The following is a 13,333-nucleotide window of genomic DNA, read 5'->3' as shown; positions in this document are numbered from 1 at the left end:
AAATTATAATGTATTAAAATAAAAGACGCATAATTATTTTAAAATGGAGCCTTTAATTCTTATTGGTTGTAAAGTCAGATGTATCTGAAAGTGTTTTTATGAAAGCGATAATATCATCAATTTCTTGTTTAGATAAATTTAAATGTACGTTAGAAAGTGTTTGATTTTCTACTTTTACTCCCATTCCTTCTCCACCACCTAAGTTATAAAACTCTAAAACATCTTCTAAAGTAGAAAATAAACCATTGTGCATATAGGGGGCAGTTAAATCTGCATTTCTAATAGAAACCGTTTTAAAAGAATTTTTAAAATAAGGTTGTTTATCGCCTATAAGTCCATTATTATAACGCCCTAAGTCTGTGTCTAATTTAGGATTTATAGAATCAAAACCTTGCGTAATACCTAAAACCTCAGACTCAGATTCTAAATAAAAGGGAGGTGTAGTTCCGTTAAAAATTGGAGCAAAATGGCACGTAGCACAAGTTCCTTTTCCCATGAATAAATTAAAACCTCGTTTTGCATTTTCAGGATATTTTGTTGTTTCATTTCTTACATATCTATCAAATGGACTCTTAAAGGATTTTAAAGAATTTACGTAGGCTGCAATAGCATTACTTATAGAACGTTGGTTGATATTTTTTTTGGTAATTCCTTCGTAAGAATCTTTAAATAATTTTCTATAATTAGCATTTTTATTTAATTTTTCTATAATAGCCTTAAAAGTAGTATTAAATTCTAAGGGATTATCTAAAACATGAGCAACTTGAGTTTCTAAAGTAAATGCACGCATATCTAAAAAATAACGTGTAGAATACCCTGCATTTAATAGAGTTGGAGAGTTTCTAGCTCCAAAGACTCCTTTTTTATTAGAGACACTTCTAGGTAGACCATCTGTAAAAGCTTTGTTAGGATCATGGCAAGTTAAACAAGACATTTTTCCGCTATTAGAAAGTTGTGGATCGTTAAATAATAATTTACCTAATTCTATTGTGTTTTTATTATCTAAAGGAAGATAAACTAATTCTGAATAAAAATCAGCATCAAGAAAATTAGCATCAAATATATTTTTTGCTTTATAATTTTGAGCATGTTTTTTATACGGTTCTAATAGAATATTATTTAGATTTTGAAACTCTAATAAGTTACCGTATAACGGATTTACTACTTCTTTTAAAAAGAGCATTCTATCAAATTCATTAAAATTGTTTTCTAATTTTAATAAATTTTCTCCTTTTTCAAAAAGTCTTTTAATATGATGAAATTTAATAATTGCATTAGGATTTACTCCTTCCTTATAGTGCAAAAAAGCAGTTTTCATGCTTTGCAAACTCACTAAACTTTCCTCTAGACCATTTACAGAACCAGGCGTGTCGTAACCTGTAATTCCTAAAGTGAAAATTCTAACCATTCCAGAGCGAATAGACTCTATAATTTGACTAGATTTTAATTGAATTGGTAAGTGGCTTTTTAGAAGGAAATCTACACGCTCTTTTAATTTATTAGCTAATTTTTTAATATGTTGTTTGTTTTCTAAGGAATTTTCTTCAAAAATGGCTTCATCTAATGCCTGCAAACCATTGGGCTTTATAACTTCAGTGGCTTCAAAATATTCACTTATTTTTGGTAACGGAGCTCCGTTTATATAAGTAGTATTGTAAAATGTTTGGTAATAATCAAAAATAAATTCAATTTTCTTATAAGCTAATCTTGTTTTTTTTACTTGGCTTTTTATATCTTTTAAAGAAGCCTTTTTATTTGTAAGAGCATCTAATAAGTTTACTTCTTTTTGAAACTTGTAAAAATTATTTGTATAATCAAAAGCTATATTTTTTAAAATAGAATCTGTTTTATAAACGGCTGTTTTTTTACCAGATAAGATAAAAAAGCAACTAAAAAGCAACATACATAAAATGCTTATTTTTTTCATTTAGTACAAGTTTTATAAACTATTAAGGCTTTTTTATCAGAATAAAAAAGCCTTAATAGTAATTTATTAAAATGAGAATTTAAAATTATTTTAAAATAACAGATTTATAAAACGTTCCCTTATCCGTTGTTATTTCTACAACATACGTACCTAATTCCATTTTTTTAACGTCAATTACTTTGTCATTAGTTTCTTTAATCAACTGCCCAATATTATTATAAAATTTAACTGTTTTTAATTTTTCTTTAGGCTTTAAGTTGATGGTAAGTACACCATTAATGGGAGATATAAACGACTCTTCACTTTTTATAATTTCTTTTTTGATAGAAGAAGATTTAATAGTGATGTTAGGTTTATTGATGGTAAAATAATCATCAATCTCATTAGTATCTCGTATAAATTTAACAGTTAAATTTTGTCCACCTTTACCATCATCATCAACCTCCATAACACAAGAACCCAGTTTATTTAAAGAAATATACATTGCTTTATGGTTTAATTCTCCGCCAGATATTTGTCCTGCAGACCCTGTTGTTATATAAACAGCTCCTTTAGTATCTTCTTTCGTTTTTATGTAAGCACCATTACCATCTATTTTTCCATCTCCATTTCCATTTTTACCAACAATGTTACCTCCTTTAGTTATTTGTTTAGGATTAAAACTATTAGAAAAACCTTGATGCCCGTTTAAAAAATAAGAACGTTCATAAGAATGGCTATGGCCGTTTAAAACAAGGTCTATACCATTGGCTTCTAACATGGGCATAAAGTTTTCTCGCATTTCAATCAATCTATCTTCTACGTCAGAATCATGAGAACCTTTAGAATATGCAGGGTGATGGAATAAAGTTACAATCCAATCTTGTTGTGTATTTTGAATATCTGTTAAAGCCCAATTATACATTGCATCACCAACAGCTCGACTAGAGTGGTGAGAATCTAATATTATAAAATGAATATTAGCATAATTAAAAGAGTAATAAGCTTCAGTACCAGAAGCTATTCCGCCTGCTTCTGCTTCTTTAGGAAAAGAAAAAATATCATAATAAGGACCAGATTGCGTGTCTGAATCAGCAGTGTAACCATCGTGATTCCCTAAACAAGACCAAGCAACAGATTTTTTTAGCATCTCGTTATAAACATCAAAAAAAGCAAGTTTGTATTCTATATCCGTCCCGCTACTATAGGCATTATCGCCTAAAAATAACATCATATCTGTTTTTCCAGTGTTTATAGAATTTGTATCAACATACTTATAATATGCGTCTCTTACATTTCTTTGGCTTTTATTATCTGTACCAGGATCTCCCAAAATCCAAGCGCGAACAAATTGATCTGTACCAACTTTTGGAGCAGTTATTACATACATATCACCAGAAATACTTTCAGCTAAAACTTCTTCTTGATTACCAATATTAAAATAGTATTTTGTGTTTGGCAGTAAATTAGATAAAGCAACTTGGTGTTCTGTTGTTTTATTTTTATTGATTTTATTGTTAGATAAAGAATCTAATTTAGTTCCGTAATTAACAACAGATGCTGTTGCAATGTTTGTTCGCCATTTTACAATAACGCTTGTAGGTGTTCCGCTTTGTAAATAAGGACCTCTTTCTACAATGGCAGAAGTTTGAGAAAATAAAGATACCGAAATTAGCATCAGTAGTAAAAACATGCTTTTTTTAATCATAATATTTAGTTGTTAATGGCGTTTTCTAAAGTTTTAATTTGTTGTTTTAACTTAATTGTAGAGCTCATTTTTTTTAATTTAGCATCTAATTTTTCTATATTAATAGAAGCTAATTGTATGGCTATATATGCTTGCTGATGTTGGTGTAAGCTTGCTAGGTACTTGGCTTTTTTATAGTACCAAAACTCTTTTCTATTGTATTCTATAATAAAATAATTATATTGATTAATTACTTTTTCTGTTTGATTAGATTCTTTTAAATAATCTAACTTTTTTAGTTGAAGAGATAATGTATTTGCACCCAATTTATCTAAACCTACTTCTATTACTTGTAAAGCATCTTTATAATTTTTATTATTTTCTGCAAGTATTATTTTTGCATATTCTAAAATGTTTTCTGGGCGAATATCTTGTAGATTATCAACAACATATTTGTATGCTTTTACCGATTTTTTATAGGCTTTTAAATGGAATAATATTTGAGCTTCTAGTTTTTTAGCTTTGGTATTTAATTTCTCTTTTTTTAAATAAGTAGTTATAGCTTTTAAAGCTTCGTTATATTCTTCTGATAAATAATTTACCTCAGCAATTCTATATTCTAAAGCATTTTTTTTATTTCCTAAAGTTTTAGATTTTTTATAATCGATTAATGATTTTTTATATTCTGTATGTTGTTGGTATAGTAAACCTCTTTGAAAATAAAGGTTAAAATTATTTGGGTCTTTTTTAATTTCTAGAGTCTTTTTTTCTATTCGAATAGATAAATCTCCGTGTGCAAATACTTGTACGGATAATAATAAAAAGGAAACAATAAAAAGTATTCTTATAAGAAGAGGATTCCCAAAGTTTAGGGAATATGATTTTTTAACCATGTAAAAGGAAGGTTTTTTTAAGGGCAAATGTATATAATCTGTTTGCAAATGATTTTTCGAAAAATTAAAAACAAGAACTACTAAACACGTTGACAATAGAGGGCGTAACGAATATTTAATTTAAAACAAATAAACCTAACTTGTTGTTTGTTAGGTTTTTGTGATTTTTTGTTATGTTTAGATTAACAATTAGTTAAGTAAATGTTTATTCTGAAGTTGTTTATTAAAACTATAATTATACATGTTTCGTATATTAATTTATAACTAAAATAGGAACAAAACCTGTTTTAAGTACTCTTATTTAGAACTTTAAAAGAGTATGGTTTTTTTATTAGAAAGAAATTTTAAGATATTACTTTTTGTTGTATTTGTGTTCTTTTAGGTGTTTAGAAAGCTTAGTAACAAGTGTTTTTTATTGTCTAAAATTTTTAATTTATGATTTAACGGAATGATAATATATACTTGTTAGTAGTTGCGGTTAAATGCTTTTTTTTTGTAAAATCTAAAGATGATAACAATTAAACTTATGGGTAAGAAGCAAGATTACAATAAGGCCTACAATGAGTATTGGTATCAATTATTTGGGTATGCGAATAATATTTTACATTCTAGTGAAGACGCAGAAGATGTTACGCAAGAAGTTTTTTTAGATTTATGGAATCGGTTAGACAATTTATCAATAGAACATTATAAAGCCTATTTATTTAAAGCTGTAAAATTTCAATGTGCAAAAAGGCTTCGCAGTAAACCTTTTACTGAAGTTTTATTAGAAAAAATGGAAGCTGTTTTTAATTTTGATGATACAGCAGAAAGTGAAAAAATAGAAGAAAATAAAGTAGTACTGATTAAAAAAATAGATATTTTAGCCGACGATTTATTGCCAGAAAGATGTCTTCAGATTTTTAAACTTCGCTTTAAAGAGAGTTTAAGTTACAAAGAAATTGCCGCTGTATTAAATATTTCTACAAGTACAGTTGATAACCAAATAACCAAAGCATTAAAAATTTTACGAGAATCAGGAGTTTATAATTCAGAAATGATGTTACTTCAATTTGTGTTAATAGGCATTGTATCTGCACAATGTTAATTAAGTGTTATCTAGGTTAACAAAACTTTAACTTGAAATAAAAACATAGGGGACATTTAAAATTTGGGTACTTAACAGTAGAGGAATCTATTTTCCAATATGTAAGTACATTATGACAGAACAGAGTTTTAAAATTATTTTAAAAAAATACCAAGAAGGAACAGCTACGCAAAAAGAAACTGAAAGTGTAGAATCTTTTTTTGATGAAATGCAAAAAGGTGGAAAAAATCCTACGGATTTTAAACACAATCTTTCCCTTAAAAATACAATCTACAAAAGAATAGAGAAAAATAAAAAAACCAAAATAACTTGGTATTGGGCAGTTGCTGCTTCTATTATTATTCTATTAGGTTTTAACTTTTATTCAGTAAGCAATAATAAAGGAATTTTATTTTTCGGAAATCAGCATAAAATAGCACAAATTTTAAAAGAAACTCATTTAAACGAACTGGTGAAAGTTTATTTACCAGATGGCTCTTTGGTAGTTTTGAATGGGGAAAGTTCTATAGAATATCCTAAAAATTTTAATGATACAATTAGGTTGGTAAAGCTAAAAGGAGAAGCTTTTTTTGATGTAACTAAAAATCCGAAGAAACCATTTGTAATTGAATCTGGTAAAATTACAACCAAAGTTTTAGGTACTTCTTTTAATATAAGAGAGGCAGAAAATACAACTGAAGTAGTGGTTAATACAGGTTTGGTAAACGTAACTTCTAAACAACAATCTGTATTTATTAAGCCTAACCAAAAAGTAACTTATAATAATAAAACAAGCAAGCTTTATAAGAAAGAGGTAAACGCAGAGGTTACAAATCTTTGGTGGAAAGAAGAAGTGGTTTTAGAAAAAATAAAAATTGAAGAACTAGTAATAGAGCTTCGAAAGTTATATGAAATTCCATTTGTTTTTAAAACAGATAACCTTAAAGAAGAGTATTTCTATTCATTAAGATTATCTAAGAATGAAACATTAGATAATTTATTAGAGCGTATCAATTTTATCAACGAAGTAAAACTAATCAAAAATAATAATATGATTGAAATAGTGAAAAAGTAGAGATAATAATTAAACAAAAATCATAAGAATTTCATTAAAACAAAGTAAAAACTAAGACTTAATTAAATGAGGAAAAATCACAGTAAAACAGTACAAATATTACTATTTGTATGTTTTTTTAGTACGATTCAGATGTTTGGAGCATCTAAAAATATGAATACAACAAATTTAACTCTAAATGAAAAAGGAGCTACACTTGTAAAAATTTTAAACAAAATTGCTAATGTAACCCATTTTAATATTACGTATGGTGATTTTATTGCCAAGAATAATAATCAATACAGTGCTGTTTATAAAAATAAATCATTGACTTTAATTTTAGAAGATTTAGGTAAACGTGCTCAGTTTGATTTTAAAGTAAATGGAGATGAAATTTTAATTGGTAAAATAAAAGAAGCTAAACAACCACAACAAAAAGTTACAATAACTGGTACTATTGTAGATGAAATAGGAGAACCTTTACCTGGAGCGACTATTCTAGAAAAAGGAACAAATAATGGAGTTACAACAGATTTTAATGGGCTATTTTCATTAAAAGTTTCTACTAATAATGTTGTAATTGTAGTTTCTTATTTAGGTTTTGTAACACAAGAAGTTCCGTTAAACGGAAAAAAAGAAATTTCTGTTCGTTTAATAATGGATTCATCTAGTTTAGATGAGGTTGTAATTGTAGGATACGGAAGTGTTAAGAAGAGTGATTTAACGGGTTCTGTTTCTTCTATTAATTCAGAAGATTTAGTAGCTTTTCCAGTGATGGATGCAACACAAGCTTTGCAGGGTAGAGCTGCAGGTGTAACGGTGCAATCTACAAACGGTGCGCCAGGTTCTGATTATAGCATTCAAATTAGAGGAAATACTTCTATAAATGCGGGTAATGATCCTTTAATTGTTGTGGATGGTTTTATTGGTGGTGTTATGCCTCCGGCGGAAGATATAGAAGCGATGGAGATTCTTAAAGATGCTTCTTCTACAGCAATTTATGGTGCAAGAGGTGCAAACGGAGTGGTGATAATTAGTACAAGAAGAGGAGCAAAGGGAAAAACACAATTTAGTTTTTCTTCTTCTTACTCAACGCATGAAGAGATCAATCGTTTAGATTTATTAAACGCAGATCAGTTTACAACTTTTATTACAGAATTAGATCCTAGTTTTGTACCCGAATTTACAGGAGAAGGAGTAGATTGGCAAGACAAAATCTATAGAACAGGTGGAGTTCAAAATTATCAACTATCTGCTTCTGGAGGAACAGAAAAAATAAATTATTATTTATCTGGTTCTATTTTTGACCAAAAAGGAATTGTAGAAAGTTCAGATTTTAAAAGATATTCTATTACTTCTAATTTAGATCTAAAAGTATCGGAATCTGTAAAAATAGGTTCAAGTATTTTTGCTCGTAGAACTAATAAAAACGGAGTTAAAAGTCAAGAAGGAGGAGACGCAGCGCAAACTGGTGTAATTTCTGGAGCGTATAAATTTTCTCCAACACAAGGAGTTACAGATGAAAATGGAGATAATTCTTTAAGCGTAATTGGGTATCCGATTGATAATCCTTATGCAATGTCTACTGAGTATGAAAATGAAGCGATAACCGATTTGTTTCAAGGAAATGTATATGCAGAAGTTGGAATTCTTAAAGATTTAAAATTAAAATCGACTTTAGGTGTTAGCATCAACCATTCAAGAACTGGTGCTTATTACCCAACAACTTTAGATAGAGGAAATAGTGTAGGCGGAGAGGCAACTTTTAGCAATAGAAAAAGCACAAGTTTTATCAACGAAAACTATTTAACGTATCATAAAGTTATTGGTAAAAACCATGATTTTTCAATAATGGCTGGTTATTCTTTACAAAAAGATAGGTCAGAATCGTCTAACGTTATTGCTTCTGGTTTTATTTCTGATTCTTTTTCTTTTTGGAATTTAGGTGGAGGAACAAATCCGTCTTCTGTAGATTCAGAATTATCAGAAACTGCTTTCGAAGCTTTTTTTGGTAGAATTAACTATACCCTTAATGATAAGTATTTATTTACGTTTACTGGGCGTCAAGAAGGGGCTTCTGTATTTGCAGCAAATAATAAATACGGCTTTTTTCCATCAGCAGCTTTTGGTTGGAAAATTTCTGATGAAAAGTTTTTATCAGAATCAAACACTATTAATTTATTAAAATTACGTTTAAGTTATGGTCAAGTTGGTAACCAGGCAATTAGTCCTTATCAATCTTTAGCATCATTTACAGATGTTTTTTCTACAGTACAAGGTAGTACAGTAACAGCGATAAGACCATCTACAATTTCTAATAACGATTTAACTTGGGAAACTACTACACAAACTAATATTGGTGTAGATCTTCAAATTTTAAGAAATAGGTTTGGTGTTACTTTAGATTATTATAATATGACAACAAATGATCTTTTGTTTGATGTACCAACGCCAAATTATACAGGTTTTTTAACTCAATTACAAAACATTGGTACCGTAGAAAATAAAGGATTTGAATTTGCTGTAAATGCAACTATTTTACAAGGAGATTTAAAATGGAAAACGTATGCTAATATTTCATTCAATAAAAATAAAATAATAAAATTGGTTGATAATGATACGGATGGAAACGATATTTTTTATTCATCATCGCCTTTATCAGGAGCAGGAACTACACAGTTATTAAGAGAAGGATTATCTGTTGGTCAATTCTGGGGGTATCTTTATGACGGAGTTGTACAAACTGCAGATGATGTACTTGTTGGAGGAGAAGAAATTGGAGGAGAAAAATTTAAAGATCTTAATGGAGATGGCGCTTTAACGGATGATGATAGAGCAGTAATTGGAGATCCACATCCAGATTTTAGTTGGGGTTGGAATAATGATTTTAATTATAAAAACTTCAGTCTTAATGTATTTGTCCAAGGTTCTAAAGGTGGAGAAATATTAAATTATACTTTAATGGAATTAGGTGCTTTAAACGGTAGAACAAATGTTACTACAGAAGCTCTTAATCGTTGGTCGCCTACAAATACAGATACAGATATTCCAGAAGCAAGAGTTAGTAGAAGTTTTGTAACTTCAGATAGATGGGTAGATGATGCAAGTTATATTAGAGTAAAAAATATTTCTTTAGGATATAATTTCTCAGAAGCATTGTTATCTAAAATTAATCTGTCTTCTGCTAAATTATATTTAAGTGGACAAAATTTATTTACAATTACAGATTATAAAGGGATAGATCCAGAAGTATCTTATAGCAACTCTAGTAGTAATATTGGGCTAGATTATGGTAGTTATCCAAGCGTTAAATCTTACACTTTAGGGTTAAACATAGAATTTTAGTATTTAATAAAAATTTGAAATTATAATTATGAATAATATAATAAAATTATCTGCCTTAGCTGTTTTAACTTTTATGGTTAGTTGTGTAGATTTAGATGAAACTCCAGAAGGATCTTTAACTCCAGAAGGATTTTTTAATACAGTAGATGATGTGTATCCAATGATTGATGGTACTTATGGTTTAATGTCTTCTTCTAGTTATTACGGAGCCGGACTTACAGTTCCGTTACAATTAATGAGTGATATGGTAGATAATGGATATGAATTTGGTGATTATGCTGAGTTTAGTCCTTTTTTAGTAACACCTACAAATTCTTATGTAAACAATATTTGGGCCTCTTCTTACCAAACAATTGCAACCGCAAATACAGCAATAAAAGGTATTGGTCTTTTAGAAGATACAAGTGAGGCTGATAAAAATTTAGTAGAAGGAGAAGCAAGATTTGTTCGTGCATTTTTATACTATCATTTGGTAAGGCTTTATGAGAATATTCCTTATATCGATAATCCAGATATTGCAGATCCTTTAAGTATAAAACAATCTACAAAAGAAGAGGTTTATGCTAAAATTATTGAAGATATGACGTTTGCTTTTGATCATTTAGAAATGACTTCTAGAGGAAATGTAAAATCTAGACCTTCTAAAGGTACAGCTGCTACTTATTTATCTTCTATTTATTTGACTTTAGGAAATTGGGAAAAATCATACGAAAATGTGAAATGGGTAATTGATAATGCTGGCGAATTAAATTATGCTTTGCAAGACGATTTTCAAAATATATTTAGAAATAGCGAACAATGGACTTCTACAGAAGATATTTTTACAATAGATTTTACAAGTAATCAAACGGGGCAAAATCCAAATCCGGTTACTTATGAAAACGATAATAAAGTTGGTCCGTTTACTGGAGTAGAAGGCGGGGTAAAACCAATTAGAGGTTGGAGTATGTTAGTACCTCATATTAATGTTTACAATAATTGGGATGTTAGAGATTATCGATTAAAAGTAAGTTTAGCAGATTCTTTAATTTTAAATGATGGAACTGACATTGTTAGACCTTACACAGATTTCGAAATTGCAAGACCACACATTGCAAAATTTAATAGATTTCCGGGAGATGGTAGAACAACTGCTGGCTGGAGATCAGATTTAGATTTTGTTGCTTTTAGATATGCTGAGGTTTTATTAATTGCTGCAGAATCTGCTAATGAATTAGGTTTAACTACAGCATCTGTAGGATTTGTAAATCAGATTAGAAAGCGAGCAAGAAATGCTGGTACTATTAATTTTGATGGTAGTGGTTATGGAATTTATGCTCCTTCTAGTTTCCCTGAGGATGTTGATTCTGGTATAAGTACAGATAATTTAAGAACTACAATTATAGAAGAAAGACGTGTAGAACTTGCCTTTGAATTTAAAAGATGGTACGATATTGTTCGTTTAGATTTAGGTGATAAAGTTTTTAATGCTGATGGATTAGAACCTCATTCTAACTTTAATAAGTTTAGATATTTGTTACCGATTCCACAAAACGAGATGAATAAAAATGATAATTTTGTGCAAAATTCAGGTTATTAAAAACCATAAAAAGATTTAATATAATATCACCTCTCTTTAAAGTTCTTTTAGGGAGAGGGATGTTATATTTCTAAAATAAGGTTTATTCTTTGTTTTTTTTAATTGAATAACATGTAAATGACAGAATAACTAACAGAAAAGATAGCCTTCGAGGTTTTTGTTTTTAAATAAATAAGGCAGCATAAAATTAGTTTTTATGCTGCCTTATTCTTTTTAGAATAAAATTGGGGGACTAAAGTTGTTAATTGTTAATATCCTGGGTTCTGATCTGCAATTGTTAATTCTGAGTTTTTATCTATTTCGGTAATTGGAATAGGGAATAGATCATTTTTAGAAGTATAGCCAGTACCAGACAATTCTGTTGCTGCTTTCCCCCATCTCACTAAGTCCCAAAAACGTTGACCTTCGTGTGCTAATTCTAAGAATTTTTCATTTACAATAGCATCAAATAAATCGGTACCACTAGTGTTACTATTAATATTACCTAAACCAGCTCTATTTCTAACTTTATCTAATTCTGTTCTTGCTTTAGAGTCTTGCCCGTCTTTATTATATGCTTCTGCAGCTAATAATAAAACTTCTGCATATCTAAATAACCTAAAATTAGTACTGTAATTTAATTCTTTAATACCGTCTTCACTTGTGTCTTCAGATTTTGTTGCGTATTTTATTCTTATAGCTCCTTCATAATCCCAAATTACTCCTCCTGTAGCTAGTGACGCATTTACGCTTCCGCCTGCATCAATTAACTCAGCTTCTGTCATAATAGTTGCAGCTTTTCTGTCTGTGTCTCCTGCATCTTCAAAAGCATTTATTAATTTTTCTGATGGTAAGTTAAATCCCCATCCATTAATAAGATCTGTACCAGTAAGATCAAAGATCCCATCTCCTCTTGGTCCCATTAATTGAATGTGTAGATTACTTTCATTTCTACCTCCCCAAGCAAAGTTACCCCAATCTCTTGCAGTTGTAGAAATATATCCTATTTCGAATAATGATTCTTTTCCAAATTCATGATTAATACTCCAAACATCTGCAGGGTTTGCTTCTAAATCGATAGCAGGATTATTAATTACAGATTCAAAATATGGAATTGATTCGCTATACTTTTCTTGAAAAACGAGTACTTTACCCATTAGTGCTTCTGCAGTTTCCTTTGTTGCTCTAAAACTATCTGATGCTCCTTTGCCTGGTAAATCTGCAATTGCAGCAGTTAAATCTAGTTCAATTTGGGTATATATATCTGCTCTAGATGATTTTACGATTCCAAAATCTTCTGCTTTTTCTGGTACTGTTAATCTTAAAGGAACTTCACCAAACATGGTTGTCAATTCGAAATAACACCAAGCTCTCATAAACTTCGCTTCAGCTAAAGCTCTGTTTTTGTTACTTAAATCACTATCTGCAATGTTGTTTATAACTAGGTTTGATAATGAGATAGTTCTGTAAAAAAGATCCCAAACACTAGTTATCGAAGCATTAGAAGAAGATACATCTACATAATCATCTATAGCTTGCAGTTGAGACTGATCGTCTGCATTACCACCTGCAGCATTTGCATCGTCTCCAGGAAGCAGCTTTACTAAAAAAACACTACTCCAGTCTACAGCATAATTAAATTGCATTAAATCATAGATGCCTATAACAGCAGATTCTACATTCTCCTCTTCAAGAAAAAAGGTGTCTAAATCATCAACATTTATTCTTGGGTTTTCTGTAAATTCTTCGCTACAAGATATAATCCCTAGAAAAAGAACTCCAATAATTGTTAAAATTGTTTTTTTCATAATATGTATGTTGTTT

General features: G+C 29.5%; 8 protein-coding genes. 4 read left to right on the top strand and 4 right to left on the bottom strand.

Annotated elements, in window-relative coordinates:
* Nucleotides 1–52 precede the first annotated feature (52 nt).
* From WHD08_RS06615 to WHD08_RS06605, 3 genes are all read right to left on the bottom strand, one after another.
* A complete protein-coding gene (locus tag WHD08_RS06615) occupies nucleotides 53–1,927 on the bottom strand; it encodes a cytochrome-c peroxidase (protein ID WP_208888771.1) in 1,875 nt (624 codons plus the stop codon).
* Between the two features lie 85 nt (nucleotides 1,928–2,012).
* On the bottom strand, nucleotides 2,013–3,614 hold the full coding sequence (locus tag WHD08_RS06610; RefSeq protein ID WP_208888772.1) for a metallophosphoesterase: 1,602 nt from the start codon (nucleotides 3,612–3,614) through the stop codon (nucleotides 2,013–2,015).
* Nucleotides 3,615–3,619: 5 nt separating this feature from the next.
* Nucleotides 3,620–4,486 (bottom strand): tetratricopeptide repeat protein, encoded by an 867-nt coding sequence (locus WHD08_RS06605; RefSeq protein ID WP_208888773.1) that lies wholly within the window; start codon nucleotides 4,484–4,486, stop codon nucleotides 3,620–3,622.
* A 508-nt stretch (nucleotides 4,487–4,994) separates the two neighbouring features.
* On the opposite strand from WHD08_RS06605, the gene WHD08_RS06600 reads away from it, so the two are divergent.
* From WHD08_RS06600 to WHD08_RS06585, 4 genes are all read left to right on the top strand, one after another.
* Nucleotides 4,995–5,573 carry a sigma-70 family RNA polymerase sigma factor gene (locus WHD08_RS06600; RefSeq protein ID WP_165733965.1) on the top strand — a complete coding sequence of 193 codons (579 nt, stop codon included), beginning with the start codon at nucleotides 4,995–4,997 and terminating at the stop codon, nucleotides 5,571–5,573.
* Between the two features lie 112 nt (nucleotides 5,574–5,685).
* Entirely contained in the window at nucleotides 5,686–6,627 is a 942-nt protein-coding gene (locus WHD08_RS06595) for a FecR family protein (RefSeq protein WP_208888774.1), read from the top strand.
* A gap of 153 nt (nucleotides 6,628–6,780) precedes the next feature.
* Nucleotides 6,781–9,951, top strand: a complete 3,171-nt coding sequence (locus WHD08_RS06590) for a TonB-dependent receptor (protein ID WP_340833636.1) — start codon at nucleotides 6,781–6,783, stop codon at nucleotides 9,949–9,951.
* A 28-nt stretch (nucleotides 9,952–9,979) separates the two neighbouring features.
* The gene (locus tag WHD08_RS06585; protein WP_208888776.1) at nucleotides 9,980–11,530 is read left to right on the top strand and encodes a RagB/SusD family nutrient uptake outer membrane protein; all 1,551 of its coding nucleotides are present in this window, start codon (nucleotides 9,980–9,982) and stop codon (nucleotides 11,528–11,530) included.
* Nucleotides 11,531–11,778: 248 nt separating this feature from the next.
* Here the strand turns inward: WHD08_RS06585 and WHD08_RS06580 are convergent, their stop codons facing one another.
* Nucleotides 11,779–13,317 (bottom strand): RagB/SusD family nutrient uptake outer membrane protein, encoded by a 1,539-nt coding sequence (locus tag WHD08_RS06580; protein ID WP_208888777.1) that lies wholly within the window; start codon nucleotides 13,315–13,317, stop codon nucleotides 11,779–11,781.
* Between the last annotated feature and the right edge of the window lie 16 nt (nucleotides 13,318–13,333).

Source organism: Polaribacter sejongensis, assembly GCF_038024065.1.
Classification (GTDB): Bacteria; Bacteroidota; Bacteroidia; order Flavobacteriales; family Flavobacteriaceae; genus Polaribacter; species Polaribacter sejongensis.
This window is presented reverse-complemented; position numbering and strand designations above follow the sequence as displayed.